Origin of the sequence: Cereibacter johrii (genome assembly GCF_001720585.1) — a bacterium.
GTDB lineage: Bacteria > Pseudomonadota > Alphaproteobacteria > Rhodobacterales > Rhodobacteraceae > Cereibacter_A > Cereibacter_A johrii.
In genome coordinates this window covers 32111-49472 of record NZ_MABH01000166.1, presented here as the reverse complement: position 1 = coordinate 49472, position 17362 = coordinate 32111, and the positions used below count along the sequence as shown (strand labels likewise).

The following is a 17362-nucleotide window of genomic DNA, read 5'->3' as shown; positions in this document are numbered from 1 at the left end:
GATGCCGGCCTCGATCGCGGCGGCCAAGGCCGGGGCCACGACCGGCGAATGGGCGGCCGAGCTGCGCCGCGCCTTCGGCGAGTTCCGTGGCCCGACCGGGGTGGCGCGCGCGCCCTCGAACCGCACCGACGGGCTCGATCCGATCCGCGAGGCGGTGCAGGCGGTCTCGGCTCGGCTCGGGCGGCCGTTGAAGTTCGTCGTGGGCAAGCCCGGCCTCGACGGCCATTCCAACGGCGCCGAGCAGATCGCCGCCCGCGCCCGCGACTGCGGCATGGACATCACCTACGACGGGATCCGACTCACGCCGGCCGAGATCGTGGCCAAGGCCGCCGACGAGCGCGCCCATGTGCTGGGCCTCTCGATCCTGTCGGGCTCGCACATGCCGCTCGTGACCGAGGTGCTGGCCGAGATGCGGCGCGCGGGGCTCGACGTGCCGCTGATCGTGGGCGGCATCATCCCCGAGGAGGATGCCGCCGAGCTGCGGGCATCGGGGGTGGCCGCGGTCTATACGCCCAAGGATTTCGAGCTGAACCGGATCATGATGGATATCGTGGGGCTGGTGGATCGCCCCGCCCTCGCCGCGGAATAGGATCCCTCGCGTCCCGGCTCTCTTGGCCGATCGGCCGGGACCCTGAGCGCCGCGCCCATGGGCGCGGGGCGAGGCGAAGGGCGTGACGCCTGGCCCCCGGGGCCAGGCGTCTCCGTTTGATGAGCAGCCTTGAGCGCGGGCGGCGGAAGCCCCGAAAAGCGAAGGGACCGGCCGCAGGACCGGTCCCTGTCGCCCCCGTGCAAAGGGGATCAGGCGTGGATCGCGCCGTCGCCGCAGGCCAGCGCCGCCTCGCGCACCGCCTCGGACCAGGTCGGGTGGGCGTGGCAGGTCATGGCCAGATCCTGCGCCGAGGCGCCGAATTCCATCGCCACGCAGACCTCGTGGATCAGGTCGCCCGCCGCCGGGCCGATGATGTGGCAGCCGAGGATCCGGTCGGTCTCCTTGTCCGCGATCATCTTCACGAAGCCCTCGGCCTGGAAGACCGCCTTGGCGCGGGCATTGCCCATGAAGGGGAACTTGCCGACCTTGTAGGCGCGGCCCTCTTCCTTCAGCGACTCCTCGGTGCGCCCGACGCTCGCCACCTCGGGCGTGGTGTAGATCACGCCCGGGATCACGCCGTAATTCACATGGCCGTGCTTGCCGGCGAGGATCTCGGCCAGCGCCACGCCCTCGTCCTCGGCCTTGTGGGCGAGCATCATGCCCGGCACGCAGTCGCCGATGGCATAGATCCCCGGCACGCTGGTGCGGAAATGATCGTCGATCTTCACGACGCCCCGCGGCAGCATCTCGACGCCCAGAGCCTCGAGCCCGAGACCTTCGGTGAAGGGTTTGCGGCCCGTCGCCACCAGCACCGTGTCGACGGTGAGGCTGGTTTCCTTGCCGTCCTTCTTGGCGGCCCAGGGGACGGTTGCCTGTCCGTCCGCCACGGTCGCGCCCTTGACGGCCGCGCCCAGGACGAAGCTCAGCCCCTGCCTGGCGAGGATGCGCTGGGTGGTCTTGACCACCTCGGCATCCATGCCGGGCAGGATCGCCTCCATATATTCGACGACCGTCACCTTGGTGCCGAGCCGGGCATAGACCGAGCCGAGCTCGAGGCCGATGACGCCCGCGCCGATCACCACCATGGTCTCGGGGATCCTGCCGAGGCTGAGGGCGCCGGTCGAGGTCACGATCACCTTCTCGTCGGCCTCGACGCCCGGCAGGCTCGCGGGCTCGGAGCCGGTGGCGATCACGATGGATTTCGCCTTGTGGATCTCCTCGCCCACCTTCACCTTGCCCGGCTCGGGGATCGAGCCCCAGCCCTTGAGCCAGGTGATCTTGTTCTTCTTGAAGAGGAACTCGATGCCCTTGGTGTTGCCGTCGACGACCTCCTGTTTGTAGCCCTGCATCTTCGACCAGTCGACGGTCGGATGGGCGCCCATCAGGCCCATCTTCTCGAAATTCTCGTGGACTTCATGCAGATTGTGGGTCGCGTGCAGCAGCGCCTTCGAGGGGATGCAGCCCACGTTGAGGCAGGTGCCGCCCAGCGTGTCGCGGCCCTCGACCACGGCGGTCTTCAGCCCGAGCTGGGCGCAGCGGATGGCGGAGACATAGCCGCCGGGGCCCGCGCCGATGATGATGACGTCGAAAGTTGCCATGATGGCCTCCGGGTTGCGAGGCGCCCTGCGGGTCCGCGGACGGAGAGGCGGGGGGCTGTCTGCCCCCCGTGCCCCCCGAGGATATTTGGACAGAGTGAAGGGGCGCGGTAAGGGTCAGACGAGCGCGGCGAGGAGCATCGCCACGGTGGCTACGAAGCCTGCGGCCCAGATGACCGAGCGCCAGGGGCGCCAGCCGAGCACATAGGCCGGGACATAGAGGATGCGGGCGGCGAGGTAGATCCAGGCCATGGCGGCCGTGAAGCCGGTGGACTGGCCGCCGAGGGTCACAACGACCACCGAAAGCGTGAAGAGGATCAGACCCTCGAAATGGTTGCCAAGCGCGCGCTGAAGCCTGCCCGGCACGGTCGAGAGCGGTTGGTTCGGCGGCTCGTCCCGCGGCCCGGTCGTCCATTTGTAGCCGAGCTCCATGTTGGCGAGGAGCGCGAAGGGCAGGAAGGTCAGGGCCTGCAGGAGGCCTGCCAGACAGAGGGCGGTGAGTTCGGCGGTCATCTTGGTCCCCGGACGCGCGCGGGCCCCGGGACGGTCCCGGGGCCCTGACTTCGGTTCAGAGGTCGAGCAGCAGGCGGCGCGGATCCTCGAGCGCCTCCTTGACGCGGACGAGGAAGGTCACCGCGCCCTTGCCATCGACGATGCGGTGGTCGTAGCTGAGCGCGAGATACATCATCGGGCGGATGACGATCTGGCCCTTCTCGACCACCGGCCGCTCCTGGATCTTGTGCATGCCGAGGATCCCCGACTGCGGCGGGGTCAGGATCGGCGAGGACATGAGCGAGCCGTAGACGCCGCCGTTCGAGATGGTGAAGCTGCCGCCCTGCATCTCGGCCATCGAGAGCTTGCCGTCGCGGGCGCGCAGCCCGAGTTCGGCGATCTTCTTCTCGATCTGGGCGAAGCCCATCTGGTCGGCGTCGCGCACCACCGGCACCACGAGGCCCGAGGGCGTGCCCACCGCCACGCCCATGTGGACGTAGTTCTTGTAGACGATGTCGGTGCCGTCGATCTCGGCATTGACCTCGGGCACTTCCTTCAGCGCATGGCAGCAGGCTTTCACGAAGAAGGACATGAAGCCCATCTTGGTGCCGTGCTTCTTCTCGAACGTATCCTTGTATTCGTTGCGCAGGCCCATGACGCCCGACATGTCCACCTCGTTGTAGGTGGTGAGCATGGCGGCGGTGTTCTGCGCCTCCTTCAGGCGGCGGGCGATGGTCTGGCGCAGGCGGGTCATCTTGACCCGCTCCTCACGCGCCGCATCGTCGGCCGGGACCGGCTGGCGCGGCAGCGCGGGCTGGGGCGCGGGGGCCGCCGCCTGCGAGGCGCCCGCGACGGCACGGGCCACATCGTCCTTCATGATCCGGCCATCGCGCCCGGTGCCCTGCACCGCATCGGGCGACAGGCCGGCCTCGGCCATCGCCTTTCTGGCCGAGGGCGCATCCTCGACATCCTTCTTCGGCGCGGGCTCCTGCGCGGGGGCGACCTCGGTCTTCTTCGGCGTCTCGGCCTCCGGCGCGGCGGCCACGCCCTGCCCGTCGGACGAGATCAGCGCGAGCTTCGAGCCCGCGGCCACCGTGGTGCCCTCGGTCACGAGGATCTCGGCCAGCACGCCCGCGGCGGGCGCCGGCACCTCGACCGAGACCTTGTCGGTCTCGAGCTCGCAGAGCATCTCGTCCTGCGCCACCGTATCGCCCGGCTTCTTGAACCAGGTGGACACGGTCGCCTCGGACACCGATTCCCCAAGGGCAGGCACCATCACGTCGATCATCTTGCTCTCTCCCGCGCCGGCCTTCGCCTCGGCGCCCGCATGAGTCTTCTCCGGAGCCGGCTCGTCGCCGGCCTCCGCTGCTCCGATCTGCGCCAGAAGCGCCGAGACCGCAACCGTCGTCCCCTCGGGGGCGACGATCTCGACCAGCCGGCCCGCGACCGGCGCGTGAACCTCGACGGTCACCTTGTCGGTCTCGAGCTCGCAGAGCATCTCGTCGGCCGCGACCCTGTCGCCCGGCTTCTTGAACCAGGTGGCGACCGTCGCCTCGGAGACGCTCTCTCCCAGCGTCGGAACCCTAACTTCCGTTCCCATCATCAGCTCCCGATCGTCAGCGCGTCATTCACCAGCGCGTCCTGCTCGGCCTTGTGGCGGCTGGCGAGACCCGTGGCGGGCGAGGCCGAGGCCGGGCGGCCGGCATAGATGGCGCGCGTGTGGCTGGCGCCGATCCGCGTCAGCACCCATTCGAGGTTCGGCTCGACGAAGGTCCAGCCGCCCTGGTTCTTGGGCTCTTCCTGACACCAGACGATCTCGGCATTCTTGAAGCGGCCCAGCTCCTTCACGAGGCTCAGCGCCGGGAAGGGATAGAACTGCTCGAGGCGCATCAGGTAGATGTCGTCGATGCCCCGCTTGTCGCGTTCGGCCAAGAGGTCGTAGTAGACCTTGCCCGAGCACATGACGACGCGGCGGATCTGCTCGTCGGGCTTCAGCACCGTCTCGGAGTGGCCCTTCTGCGCATCGTCCCACAGCACCCGGTGGAAGCCCGAGCCGGTGGTGAAATCCTCGGCGTTCGAGATGCAGAGCGGGTGGCGCAGAAGCGACTTCGGCGTCATCAGGATCAGCGGCTTGCGGAAGTTCCGGTGGATCTGCCGCCGCAGGATGTGGAAGTAGTTCGCGGGCGTCGAGCAGTTGGCCACGATCCAGTTGTCGTTGGCCGACATCTGGAGGAACCGCTCGAGCCGGGCCGAGGAGTGCTCGGGGCCCTGCCCCTCGAAGCCGTGCGGCAGCAGGACGACGAGGCCCGACATGCGCAGCCACTTCGATTCGCCCGAGTTGATGAACTGGTCGAACATGATCTGGGCGCCGTTGGCGAAATCGCCGAACTGGGCTTCCCACATCACCAGCGCATTGGGCTCGGCCAGCGAATAGCCGTATTCGAACCCGAGCACGGCATATTCCGAAAGCATCGAGTCGATCACCTCGTAGCGCGCCTGACCCGACCGGATGTTGTTCAGCGGGTAGTAGCGTTCCTCGGTCGACTGGTTGATGAAGGCCGAATGCCGCTGGCTGAAGGTGCCGCGGGTGCAGTCCTGCCCGGAGAGGCGCACCGGATAGCCCTCGACCACGAACGAGCCGAAGGCCAGAGCCTCGCCCGTCGCCCAGTCGAAGCCGCGGCCGGTCTCGAACATCTGCTTCTTGGCCTCGAGCTGGCGCCCGACGGTCTTGTGCAGGTCGAAGCCCTCGGGCACGCGCGTCAGCGCCTGACCGATCTCCTGCAGCGTCTCGGCCGAGATCGAGGTGCGGCCCGGCTGATATTCGTCGCCGTGCCGGTCGATGTGCTTCCAGCGCCCGTCCAGCCAGTCGGCCTTGTTGGGCTTGAAGTCCTTGCCGGCCTCGAACTCCTCGTTGAGCTTGGCCTGGAAGGCGGCCTTCATGTCCTCGATCTCGCCCTCGGGGATCAGCCCGTCGCGCACCAGACGCTCGGTGTAGAGCTGGAGCGTCGTCTTGTGCTTCTTGATCGAGGTATACATCGAGGGGTTGGTGAACATCGGTTCATCCCCCTCGTTGTGGCCGAAGCGGCGGTAGCAGAAGATGTCGATGACGACATCCTTGTGGAACTTCTGCCGGAACTCGGTCGCCACCTTGGCGGCATGGACCACCGCCTCGGGATCGTCGCCGTTCACATGGAAGATCGGCGCTTCCACCATCAGCGCGATGTCGGTCGGATAGGGCGAGGAGCGCGAGAAGGAGGGCGCGGTGGTGAAGCCGATCTGGTTGTTCACCACGATATGGATCGTGCCGCCGGTGCGGTGACCGACGAGGCCCGACAGGCCGAAACATTCGGCCACGACGCCCTGCCCCGCAAAGGCCGCGTCGCCGTGCAGCAGGATCGGCAGGACCGTGTGGCGCGTCTTGTCGCCGGCCTGCTCCTGCTTGGCGCGGACCTTGCCCAGCACGACCGGGTTCACCGCCTCGAGGTGCGAGGGGTTCGCGGTCAGCGACAGGTGGACGGTGTTGCCGTCGAAGTCACGGTCCGAGGAGGCGCCGAGGTGATATTTCACGTCCCCCGAGCCGTCGACCTCTTCCGGCTTGAAGCTGCCGCCCTGGAATTCGTTGAAGATGGCGCGGTAGGGCTTGGCCATCACGTTGGCCAGCACCGAGAGGCGGCCGCGGTGCGGCATGCCCACCACGATCTCCTTCACGCCGAGCGCGCCGCCGCGCTTGATGATCTGCTCCATGGCGGGGATGAGCGCCTCGCCGCCGTCGAGACCGAAGCGCTTGGTGCCCATGTACTTGACATGGAGGAACTTCTCGAAGCCCTCGGCCTCGACCAGCTTGTTCAGGATCGCACGCCGGCCCTCGCGGGTGAAGTGGATCTCCTTGCCGTAGCCCTCGATGCGCTCCTTGAGCCAGGCCGCCTGTTCGGGGTCGGAAATATGCATGTATTGCAGCGCAAAAGTGCCGCAGTAGGTGCGCTTGACGATATCCACGATCTGCCGCATGGAAGCGACCTGAAGACCGAGCACATTGTCGATGAAGATCGGCCGGTCCATGTCGGCATCGGTAAAGCCGTAGGACTTCGGGTCGAGCTCGGGGTGGTTCGTGGTGTTGCGCAGCCCGAGCGGATCGAGATCGGCGGCGAGGTGGCCGCGGATCCGGTAGGCCCGGATGATCATCAGCGCCCGGATCGAGTCGAGCACGGCGCGCTGAACCTGGGCATCGCTGAGGCTCACGCCCTGTTCGGCGGCCTTGGCCTGGATCTTCTGCCCGGCAGCCTTCGCCTCCTTGGCAGGGGCGGCGGGCCATTCGCCGGTCAGCGCGGCGGTCAGGTCGTCCGCCGGCATCGGCGGCCAGTCGGTCCGGGACCAGGAGGGGCCATGCGCCTGACGCTTGGCGTCGAGCTCGCTGTCGCCCAGCGAACGGAACAACTCCGCCCAGCCCGCATCGACGGAGGCGGGGTCTTCGGCATAACGTGCCTGCAACTGGTCAATATACTCGGCATTCTGCCCCTGGAGGAAACTCGAGGCATGGAACTGCGCGTTCGGAGACTGTTCCGTCATGGCTGCACCTGACATCTGAAGGGTCCGCGACGCGGCGCCGCGGACCCGGGAAGTTTACTTGCCGAGCGCCTGCATCACCGCTTCGCCCAGATGGGCCGGGCTGTCGGCCACCACGATACCCGCGCTCTTCATCGCTTCGATCTTGGACTCCGCATCGCCCTTGCCGCCCGAGACGATGGCGCCGGCATGGCCCATGCGGCGGCCCGGAGGCGCCGTGCGGCCCGCGATGAAGCCCGCGGTGGGCTTCCAGCGGCCGCGCTTCTTCTCGTCGGCGAGGAACTGGGCCGCTTCCTCTTCGGCCGAGCCGCCGATCTCGCCGATCATGATGATCGACTGGGTTTCCGGGTCGGCGAGGAACATCTCGAGCACGTCGATGTGTTCGGTGCCCTTGATCGGGTCGCCGCCGATGCCCACGGCCGAAGACTGGCCGAGCCCGAGATCCGAAGTCTGTTTCACGGCTTCATAGGTAAGCGTCCCCGAGCGCGAAACAACACCGACCGAGCCGCGCTTGTGGATATGGCCCGGCATGATGCCGATCTTGCAGGCGCCGGGCGTGATGACGCCGGGGCAGTTCGGCCCGATCAGCCGCGAGGACGAGCCCTGCAGCGCGCGCTTGACCTTCATCATGTCGAGGACCGGGATGCCCTCGGTGATGCAGACGATGAGCTCCATCTCGGCGTCGATCGCCTCAAGGATCGAGTCGGCCGCGAACGGCGGCGGGACATATATCACGGAAGCGTTGGCGCCGGTGACTTCCCGGGCCTCGTAGACCGAGTTGAACACGGGCAGGCCCAGATGCTCGGAGCCGCCCTTGCCGGGCGTCACGCCGCCGACCATCTTCGTGCCGTAGGCGATCGCCTGCTCGGTGTGGAAGGTGCCCTGGCTGCCGGTGATGCCCTGGCAGATGACCTTGGTATTTTCGTTGACGAGAACGGCCATCGGATTACCCCTTCACCGCTTTGACGATCTTCTGTGCCGCGTCCGACAGATTGTCGCCCGCGATGACGTTGAGGCCGGAATTCGCGATGATCTCCTTGCCCTTCTCGACGTTCGTGCCCTCGAGGCGCACGACCAGCGGAACCTGAAGGCCCACTTCCTTCACCGCGGCGATGATGCCTTCCGCGATGATGTCGCAGCGCATGATGCCGCCGAAGATATTGACGAGGATGCCCTTCACGTTCGGGTCCGAGGTGATGATCTTGAAGGCCTCGGTCACCTTCTCCTTGGTGGCGCCGCCGCCCACATCGAGGAAGTTCGCAGGCTCCGCGCCATAGAGCTTGATGATGTCCATCGTGGCCATGGCGAGGCCCGCGCCGTTCACCATGCAGCCGATCTCGCCGTCGAGCGCGATGTAGTTCAGGTCGAACTTCGAGGCCGCGAGCTCCTTCGGATCCTCCTCGGTCTCGTCGCGCAGCGCCATCACGTCGGACTGGCGGTAGAGCGCGTTGTTGTCGAAGCCCACCTTGGCGTCGAGCACCTTGAGGTTGCCGTCGGTCATGACGATCAGCGGGTTGATCTCGAGCATCTCCATGTCCTTCTCGACGAAGGCGCGGTAGAGGTTCTTGACCAGCTGCACGCATTGCTTGACCTGCGCGCCTTCCAGCCCGAGGGCGAAGGCCACGCGGCGGCCGTGGAAGTCCGACAGGCCCGAGGCCGGATCGACCGAGAAGGAGACGATCTTCTCGGGCGTCGAGGCCGCCACTTCCTCGATGTCCATCCCGCCTTCGGTCGAGACGACGAAGGAGATGCGCGAGGTGCCGCGATCCACCAGCAGCGCGAGGTAGAGCTCGCGCGCGATGTCCGAGCCTTCCTCGATGTAGATGCGGTTCACCTGCTTGCCGGCCGGGCCGGTCTGGTGGGTGACGAGCGTGCGGCCCAGCATCTGCTTGGCCAGCTCGGCCGCTTCGCCCACGGACTTGGCCAGACGCACGCCGCCCTTCTCGCCCGCTTCCGGCTCCTTGAACTTGCCCTTGCCCCGTCCGCCCGCGTGGATCTGCGCCTTGACGACCCAGAGCGGCCCGCCGAGTTCGCCCGCCGCGGATTTGGCTTCGTCGGCCTTCAGCACGACCCGGCCGTCGGACACCGGCGCACCGTAGCTGCGCAGGAGCGCCTTCGCCTGGTATTCGTGGATGTTCATTGAACTGTCCCATCGCTGATGATTTGCGGCGTGATGCCACAGAAACGGGCGCGATCAAAACGGGTTTTGCGCTACCAAGAGTAATTCCGCGCAAAATTCCGGGTTTGTGATCACGGGCTAGAAAGGTGTGATCACAAGCGGGGATGCCCCGTCCTCCGGCGATCCGGACGCCCAAGGAAAAGGGCGCGCCGGAGATCCGGCGCGCCCCCTGAAACTGCGTCGGACCGACTCAGGCGAGCGAGGAGTCGATGCCCTTGCAGGCCTCGACGAGGCCCTTCACCGCATTGACCGACTTGTCGAACATCGCCTGCTCGTCCTCGTTGAGCTTGATGTCGACGATCTTCTCGATCCCGCCCGCGCCGATGATGGTGGGCACGCCCACATACATGCCGTTCAGGCCGAAGGCGCCGTCCACATAGGCCGCGCAGGGCAACAGGCGCTTCTGGTCCTTGAGATAGGCTTCCGCCATCTCGATGGCCGAGGTGGCGGGCGCATAGAAGGCCGAGCCGGTCTTCAGGAGGCCCACGATCTCGGCGCCGCCGTCACGGGTGCGCTGCACGATCTGGTCGAGCTTCTCCTGCGTGGTCCAGCCCATCTGCACGAGGTCGGGCAGCGGGATGCCGGCAACCGTCGAGTAGCGGACGAGCGGCACCATCGTGTCGCCGTGGCCGCCCAGAACGAAGGCCGTCACGTCGCGCATCGAGACGTTGAACTCGACCGACAGGAAATGCCGGAAGCGCGCCGAGTCGAGCACGCCCGCCATGCCCACCACCTTCTCGGCCGGCAGGCCCGAGAATTGCTGCAGCGCCCAGACCATCGCGTCGAGCGGGTTGGTGATGCAGATCACGAAGGCGTTCGGCGCATGGGCCTTGATGCCCTCGCCGACCGATTTCATCACCTTGAGGTTGATGCCGATCAGGTCGTCGCGGCTCATGCCGGGCTTGCGCGGCACACCGGCCGTCACGATGCAGACGTCGGCGCCGGCGATCTCTTCGTAGCTGTTCGCGCCCTTCATCACGGCGTCGAAGCCTTCCGAGGGGCCCGATTGCGCGATGTCCAGAGCCTTGCCCTGAGGGGTGCCTTCGGCGATGTCGAACAGGACGACGTCGCCCAGTTCCTTGATCGCGGCGAGATGGGCGAGCGTGCCGCCGATCTGCCCCGCACCGATCAGCGCAATCTTGGGTCTGGCCATGAGTGGATCTCCCGTGAGGAATTGTCGCGGCGATGGGTAGACCTTCGTTTTCATGCGCGCAAGCCTCGTGCAGGGCACCGGAGGGTGTTCGGCTGTTTCTCCGCAGATGTTTGCGCTAAAGGCAGGGCGGCCTCCGGGCCCGCGGCCGGCGGCGCGGTATCCAGTCGCATACCGCAACGGCCCGACTGATTCGGAGTGAGCAATGGACGGCTACGGCTTCTGGGCGCTGGCGGTGATCGCCTCGGTGCTCGTGGGGATGAGCAAGGGCGGCCTGCCGGTGGTGGGCATCATGAGCGTGCCGCTCCTGTCGCTCGTGATCTCGCCGGTGACGGCGGCGGGGCTGCTGCTGCCGATCTATGTCGTCTCGGACATGTTCGGGCTTTACGCCTACCGGCACGAGTTCGACCTCAAGGTGCTGAAGATCCTGATCCCGGGCGCCACGGCCGGGGTCTTCGTGGGCTGGCTCACCGCAAGCGCGGTGCCCGAGGCCGCGGTCGAGGGGCTGGTGGGGCTGATCGGCGCGGTCTTTGCCGCGAACCTGCTTCTGCGCCGGACCGATCCGCCCGCGAAGCCCGCGCGCCTTTTGCCCGGCCTCGTCTGGGGCACGGCCACGGGATTCACCAGCTTCGTGAGCCACGCGGGCGCCCCGCCCTATCAGGTCTATGTCCTGCCGCTGAAGATGCCGAAGATCGTCTTCGCCGGCACCTCGACCATCCTCTTCGCCTATGTCAACGCGATCAAGCTGATCCCCTATGCGGCTCTGGGCCAGCTCTCGACCGAGAACCTGCGCGTCGCGGCCTGGCTCATGGCGCCCGCGGCCGTCTCGGTCTTCTTCGGCTACCGGCTGGTGCAGATCGTGCCGCAGGCGCTGTTCTTCCGCATCGTGACGTGGGCGCTCCTGCTGATCTCGCTGCGGCTGATCTGGCAGGCTGTCGCCTGATTTCTGCGCCGCGGCAAATCAGGACTTGCCGAATATGCCGGAACTGTGCTCCCAAGCGCAAGATTGTTGCTTGGAGGAGAATCGTCATGGCGCATCAGGCTCATCCCTTCCGCTCCGTGCTCTATATTCCCGGCTCGAAGGAGCGGGCGCTGGAGAAGGCGCAGGGCCTTGCCGCCGATGCGATCATCTTCGATCTCGAGGATGCCGTCGCCCATGACGAGAAGATCCATGCGCGCGAGCTGCTGAAGGCCACGCTCGAGACCGCCGATTACGGCCACCGCTTCCGCATCGTGCGGGTGAACGGGATGGACACCGAGTGGGGCCGCGCCGATCTCGAGGCCTTCGCGGAGGCAAAGGCGGATGCGATCCTCCTTCCCAAGGTCTCGCGGGCGGCGGATCTGGAGGCGGTGGCCGCCCTCGTGCCGGACCTGCCGCTCTGGGCCATGATGGAGACGGCGCAGGGCATGCTCAACGCCGCCGAGATCGCGGCCCATCCGCGCCTCACCGGCATGGTGATGGGCACGAACGCCCTCGCCAAGGAGCTCGGCAGCCGCTACCGGCCCGACCGTCTGGCGATGCAGACGGGGCTGGGCCTCTGCCTGCTCGCGGCCCGCGCCCATGGGCTCACCATCGTCGACGGCGTCTACAACGCCTTCAAGGACGAGGAGGGCCTGCGCGCCGAATGCGAGCAGGGCCGCGACATGGGCTTCGACGGCAAGACGCTGATCCATCCCGCCCAGCTCGAGATCGCGAACGCGGTCTTCTCGCCCTCGCCGGCCGAGATCGAGCTGGCCAACCGCCAGATCGCCGCCTTCGAGGAGGCAGAACGCCACGGGCAGGGCGTGGCCGTTGTGGATGGCAAGATCGTCGAGAACCTGCATATCGTGACCGCGCGGCAGACTCTGGCCAAGGCCGAGGCGATTGCCGCGTTCAGGGCAAGCTGAGGAACGATATGCTTCTGTTGATCTTGGGGGTCGCGCTCTGGTCCGCGGCCCATCTGTTCAAACGGGTGGCTCCGGGTCTTCGCCAGCCGCTGGGGAATGCCGGCAAGGGGATTGCCGCACTGCTTCTCGTGGCGTCGCTGGTGATGATGGTGCTGGGCTACCGTCAGGCCGAGTTCATCCCGGTCTATGCGCCGGCACCGGGCATCGGGCACGCGAACAACCTCCTGATGCTGATCGGGCTGATCATCTTCGGCGCCGGCATGTCGAAGGGCTGGCTCTGGACGAAGATCCGCCACCCGATGCTCTACGGCGTGCTGATCTGGGTCGTGGCGCACCTCCTCGTGAACGGCGACGTGGCCTCGCTGATCCTGTTCGGCGGCATGGGCCTCTGGGCACTGGCCGAGATCGTGCTGATCAACAGGCAGACCGCATGGCAGCGCCCCGTCTCGGGCGGGCCCAAACGCGATCTCGCCCTCGTGGGCGTGGTTCTGGTGATGTACGGGCTGATCGCCCTCGTCCATATCTGGACGGGCCACAACCCCTTCCTCGGAACCTACGCATGAAACTCTACCGCTACCTGACCGAAGACGACACCTCCGCCTTCTGCCACAAGGTGACCGCCGCGCTGAACAAGGGGTGGCACCTGCATGGCGACCCCTCCTACGCCTTCGATGCGGCCAGGGGCGTCATGCGCTGCGGTCAGGCGGTGGTGAAGGACGTGCCGGGCACCTACACGCCCGAGACCAAGCTGGGAGACCACTGAATGAAGACCAACGCGGGCCGTTTCTTCGAGGATTACCGGCTAGGCGAGACCATCGCCCATGCCGTGCCGCGCACCGTCTCGGGCGGCGAGCGGGCGCTCTATCACGCGCTCTATCCGGCGCGCCATGCGCTCTCTTCCTCGGATGAATTCGCCCGCGCCTGCGGCCTTCCGGCCGCGCCGGTCGACGAGCTGATGGCCTTCCATCTGGTGTTCGGCAAGACGGTGCCGGACATCAGCCTGAACGCGGTGGCGAACCTCGGCTATGCCGAGGGTCGCTGGCTGAAGCCGGTCTTTCCGGGCGATACGCTGCGCGCGGAAAGCACCGTCATCGGGTTGAAGGAAAATTCCAACGGGGCCTCGGGCGTGGTCTGGGTCCGCACCCGCGGGCTGAACCAGCGGGACGAGGCCGTGCTGTCCTATGTGCGCTGGGTCATGGTGCGCAAGCGCGACACCGCAGCCCCCGCCCCCGCCCCCACCGTGCCCGAGCTTGCGGGATCGGTCGCGGCCTCGGACCTCGTGATCCCCGAGGGGCTGAGCTTTGTCGATTACGACCTGACGCTTGCGGGCGAGCCGCACCGCTGGGACGACTTTGCGGTGGGCGAGAAGATCGACCATGTGGACGGTATCACCGTCGAGGAGAGCGAGCACATGCTCGCGACCCGGCTCTGGCAGAACACGGCCAAGGTCCATTTCGACGCCACCAACCGCCCCGACGGGCGGCGGCTGATCTATGGCGGCCATGTGATCTCGCTGGCGCGGACCCTGAGCTTCAACGGGCTGGCGAACGCGCAGATGATCGTGGCGCTGAACGCGGGCGCGCACGCCAATCCCTGCTTCGCCGGCGACACGGTGCGGGCCTGGTCGGAGGTGCTCGACAAGGCCGAGACCGCCGCGCCGGGGGTGGGGGCGCTGCGGCTCCGGCTGGTGGCGATGAAGCACGGCACCGAGCCCTTCGTGACCCGGTCGGAGGATGGCAAGTATCTGCCCGGCGTCCTCCTGGATCTCGACTACTGGGCGCTCGTGCCACGTTGACGTGCCCTGAAGGCCCCCCCCGCATGATTGCGCAAACATGTGATCACGGGCCCGCATCTTGTGATCACATGACGAATTTTTTTGGGTTGATGCCCTGTTTTGAAGCGCGAGCCGGGTGCGGCCCTCGTGACTCGGGCAAAAAAACCGCTATTGAGTGACCAGCGAGACAGCCGCCCCACCCGGCGGGGCCGGCCAGCGAAAGGCAACGACATGGCTGAAACGAAGCGGGTCGAGCGGCCCCTTTCCCCCCATCTCCAGATCTACCGGGTGCAGCTGACCTCCACGACCTCGATCTTCACCCGCCTGACCGGCAACGGTCTGATCGTCGGCACGATGCTCGTGACATGGTGGCTGCTCGCCGCGGCGCTGAGCCCCGAGCAGTTCGAGACGGCCGACTGGGTCCTGACCTCGTGGTTCGGCGACATCGTGCTGCTGCTGTCGGTCTGGGCGCTCTGGTATCACTATCTCGCCGGCCTGCGGCACCTCTACTGGGACACCGGCAAGGGTCTCGAGATCAAGACCGCCGAGAAGCTGGGCATGGCCTGCATCGGCGGCTCGCTGGTCCTGACCCTCCTCACCGTCATCATCATCTGAAAGGGCGCCCCATGCGTTTCATCACCGCCCGCAAGCGCGCCGAAGGCATGGGTGCCGCCCATCACGGCACCGACCGGCACTGGTACATGATCGTCAGCGCGGTGGGCCTCGCCGTGCTGATCCCGATCTTCGTCTACATCGTCGGCAACGCCATCGGCGAAGGCCGCGAGCGCGTGCTCGAGATCTTCTCGCACCCGTTCAATGCGATCCTGTCGGGCCTCGTGCTGTTCTTCGGCATGCGCCACTTCGCCGAAGGCTCGACCATGATGATCGAGGACTACTGGCAGGGCGTGCCGCGGCGCCTGCTGGTGATCTGCGCCCAATCCTTCGCCTATGGCGTGGCGGCGATCGGGCTGTTCGCCCTCGCCAAGATCGCCCTCTGAGGACCTGACCGATGGCAGCTTACAATTACGAGACGCATGACTACGACGTCGTGGTGGTGGGTGCCGGCGGTGCCGGCCTCCGCGCGACGCTCGGCATGGCCGAACAGGGCCTCCGCACCGCCTGCGTCACCAAGGTTTTCCCCACGCGCAGCCACACGGTGGCGGCGCAGGGCGGCATCGCCGCCTCGCTCGCCAACATGGGCCCCGACAACTGGCAGTGGCACATGTACGACACCGTGAAGGGGTCGGACTGGCTGGGCGATACGGACGCGATGGAATATCTCGCCCGCGAGGCCCCGAAGGCGGTCTACGAGCTCGAGCACTACGGCGTGCCCTTCTCGCGCACCGAGGAAGGCAAGATCTACCAGCGCCCCTTCGGCGGCCACACCACCCAGTTCGGCGAGGGCCCGCCGGTGCAGCGCACCTGCGCCGCGGCCGACCGGACAGGCCACGCGATCCTGCACACGCTCTATGGCCAGTCGGTCAAGAACAACGCCGAGTTCTTCATCGAATATTTCGCGCTGGATCTCATCATCCAGGACGGCCGCTGCACCGGCGTCGTGGCCTGGAAGCTGGAAGACGGCACGATCCATGTCTTCAACGCCAAGCTGACGGTTCTGGCCACCGGCGGCTACGGCCGCGCCTATTTCTCGGCCACCTCGGCCCATACCTGCACCGGCGACGGCGGCGGGATGGTGGCGCGGGCGGGCCTGCCGCTGCAGGACATGGAATTCGTGCAGTTCCACCCGACCGGCATCTACGGCTCGGGCTGCCTCATCACCGAGGGCGCGCGCGGCGAGGGCGGCTATCTCACCAACTCGAACGGCGAACGGTTCATGGAGCGCTACGCTCCGACCTACAAGGATCTTGCCTCCCGCGACGTGGTCAGCCGCTGCATGACGCTCGAGATCCGCGAGGGCCGCGGCGTGGGCGAGCATGGCGACCATATCCACCTGCACCTGAACCACCTGCCCCCCGAGACGCTGGCCCTGCGCCTGCCGGGCATCTCGGAATCGGCCAAGATCTTCGCGGGGGTCGATCTCCACAAGGAGCCGATCCCGGTGCTGCCGACCGTGCATTACAACATGGGCGGCATTCCCACGAACTACTGGGGCGAGGTGCTGGCGCCCACCGAGGGCGATCCCGACCGCGTCTTCCCGGGCCTGATGGCCGTGGGCGAGGCAGGCTGCGCCTCGGTGCACGGGGCGAACCGCCTCGGCTCGAACTCGCTCATCGACCTCGTGGTCTTCGGCCGCGCCGCGGCGATCCGCGCGGGCCAGATCGTGAAGCCGCACGAGTTCCACCCCGACGTGCCGAAGGGCCAGGTGGACGAGATCCTCGGCCGGTTCGACGATCTGCGCCACGCGAGCGGCGCGGTGCCGACGGCCGAGCTGCGGCTCGAGATGCAGCGCACCATGCAGGCCGACGCGGCGGTGTTCCGCACCGACAAGACGCTGGCCGAAGGCGTCGAGAAGATGAAGGGCATCGCGTCGAAGCTCTCGGACCTGAAGGTCACCGACCGCAGCCTCATCTGGAACTCGGACCTGATGGAGACGCTCGAGCTCACCAACCTGATGCCGAACGCGCTCGCGACCATCGTCGCGGCCGAGGCGCGGAAGGAGAGCCGCGGGGCCCACGCCCACGAGGACTGGCCGAACCGCGACGACGAGAACTGGCGCGTGCACAGCCTCGCCACCGTGACGGGCAACGAGGTCACGCTGACCACCCGGCCCGTCCATCTCGATCCGCTGACGAAGCAGACCGAGGGCGGGATCGATCTGAAGAAGATCGCCCCCAAGGCGCGGGTCTACTGATGCGCGGCGCGGTCCTCCTCTCCGGCGCCCTCGTCCTCGCCGCCTGCAGCCCGCAGACCGTGGCCGACAGCGTGGCCCGGCGGACCGCACGCACCGTGGTGCTGCCGGTGGTCGAGCAATACATGCCCGGCCCCGCGGCCCAGGGGGTCACCACCTGTATCATCGACAATGCCACCGCGCAGGAGCTGAATGCGCTCGCCCGCGACGTGGGCGTGCGGGCCGGCACCACGACGGTGCAGAACGTCCTGACCGTCGCCACGCGGCCCGAGACCATCCGGTGCCTGCAGACGAGCGGCCTGCCGCTCCTGCCCGCGGTCTAGC

The 17362-nt window shown here is 67.2% G+C and carries 17 protein-coding genes; 10 read left to right on the top strand and 7 right to left on the bottom strand.

Features of this window, described 5'->3' with window-relative positions:
* Positions 1–589 (top strand): cobalamin-dependent protein (locus A9O63_RS15920; RefSeq protein ID WP_069332818.1); only part of this gene is annotated, 589 nt, incomplete at its 5' end.
* Positions 590–798: 209 nt separating this feature from the next.
* Here the strand turns inward: A9O63_RS15920 and lpdA are convergent.
* The 7 genes from lpdA to mdh form a co-directional block, all read right to left on the bottom strand.
* Entirely contained in the window at positions 799–2187 is a 1389-nt protein-coding gene (gene lpdA / locus A9O63_RS15915) for a dihydrolipoyl dehydrogenase (RefSeq protein WP_069332817.1), read from the bottom strand.
* A gap of 114 nt (positions 2188–2301) precedes the next feature.
* Entirely contained in the window at positions 2302–2697 is a 396-nt protein-coding gene (locus A9O63_RS15910; RefSeq protein WP_069332816.1) for an MAPEG family protein, read from the bottom strand.
* 55 nt (positions 2698–2752) lie between these two features.
* Entirely contained in the window at positions 2753–4276 is a 1524-nt protein-coding gene (gene odhB, locus A9O63_RS15905) for a 2-oxoglutarate dehydrogenase complex dihydrolipoyllysine-residue succinyltransferase (RefSeq protein WP_069332819.1), read from the bottom strand.
* Between the two features lie 2 nt (positions 4277–4278).
* Positions 4279–7242 carry a 2-oxoglutarate dehydrogenase E1 component gene (locus tag A9O63_RS15900; protein WP_069332815.1) on the bottom strand — a complete coding sequence of 988 codons (2964 nt, stop codon included), beginning with the start codon at positions 7240–7242 and terminating at the stop codon, positions 4279–4281.
* A 54-nt stretch (positions 7243–7296) separates the two neighbouring features.
* Complete coding sequence (gene sucD, locus A9O63_RS15895) at positions 7297–8181, bottom strand: succinate--CoA ligase subunit alpha (protein ID WP_002721254.1); 885 nt, start codon at positions 8179–8181, stop codon at positions 7297–7299.
* Between the two features lie 4 nt (positions 8182–8185).
* Positions 8186–9379, bottom strand: a complete 1194-nt coding sequence (sucC, locus tag A9O63_RS15890; RefSeq protein ID WP_002721255.1) for an ADP-forming succinate--CoA ligase subunit beta — start codon at positions 9377–9379, stop codon at positions 8186–8188.
* 229 nt (positions 9380–9608) lie between these two features.
* A complete protein-coding gene (gene mdh, locus A9O63_RS15885) occupies positions 9609–10571 on the bottom strand; it encodes a malate dehydrogenase (protein WP_069332814.1) in 963 nt (320 codons plus the stop codon).
* Between the two features lie 202 nt (positions 10572–10773).
* On the opposite strand from mdh, the gene A9O63_RS15880 reads away from it, so the two are divergent.
* The 9 genes from A9O63_RS15880 to A9O63_RS15840 all read left to right on the top strand — a co-directional run bounded on the left by A9O63_RS15880 (position 10774) and on the right by A9O63_RS15840 (position 17361).
* Complete coding sequence (locus A9O63_RS15880) at positions 10774–11511, top strand: sulfite exporter TauE/SafE family protein (RefSeq protein WP_069332813.1); 738 nt, start codon at positions 10774–10776, stop codon at positions 11509–11511.
* Positions 11512–11597: 86 nt separating this feature from the next.
* Complete coding sequence (locus A9O63_RS15875; protein WP_069332812.1) at positions 11598–12455, top strand: (3S)-malyl-CoA thioesterase; 858 nt, start codon at positions 11598–11600, stop codon at positions 12453–12455.
* 8 nt (positions 12456–12463) lie between these two features.
* Positions 12464–13018: an NnrU family protein gene (locus A9O63_RS15870; RefSeq protein WP_069332811.1), complete on the top strand. Its 555-nt coding sequence runs from the start codon at positions 12464–12466 to the stop codon at positions 13016–13018.
* The gene (locus A9O63_RS15865; protein ID WP_069332810.1) at positions 13015–13218 is read left to right on the top strand and encodes a DUF1737 domain-containing protein; all 204 of its coding nucleotides are present in this window, start codon (positions 13015–13017) and stop codon (positions 13216–13218) included. Before A9O63_RS15870 ends, A9O63_RS15865 begins: the two co-directional genes overlap by 4 nt.
* Complete coding sequence (locus A9O63_RS15860) at positions 13219–14250, top strand: MaoC family dehydratase (RefSeq protein WP_069332809.1); 1032 nt, start codon at positions 13219–13221, stop codon at positions 14248–14250.
* Between the two features lie 210 nt (positions 14251–14460).
* Positions 14461–14844: a succinate dehydrogenase, cytochrome b556 subunit gene (gene sdhC / locus A9O63_RS15855; protein WP_009563028.1), complete on the top strand. Its 384-nt coding sequence runs from the start codon at positions 14461–14463 to the stop codon at positions 14842–14844.
* An 11-nt stretch (positions 14845–14855) separates the two neighbouring features.
* Positions 14856–15227, top strand: a complete 372-nt coding sequence (locus A9O63_RS15850) for a succinate dehydrogenase, hydrophobic membrane anchor protein (RefSeq protein WP_002721269.1) — start codon at positions 14856–14858, stop codon at positions 15225–15227.
* 11 nt (positions 15228–15238) lie between these two features.
* Complete coding sequence (gene sdhA / locus A9O63_RS15845) at positions 15239–17041, top strand: succinate dehydrogenase flavoprotein subunit (RefSeq protein WP_069332808.1); 1803 nt, start codon at positions 15239–15241, stop codon at positions 17039–17041.
* Positions 17041–17361 carry a hypothetical protein gene (locus A9O63_RS15840; RefSeq protein ID WP_069332807.1) on the top strand — a complete coding sequence of 107 codons (321 nt, stop codon included), beginning with the start codon at positions 17041–17043 and terminating at the stop codon, positions 17359–17361. Before sdhA ends, A9O63_RS15840 begins: the two co-directional genes overlap by 1 nt.
* Position 17362: the final 1 nt, after the last annotated feature.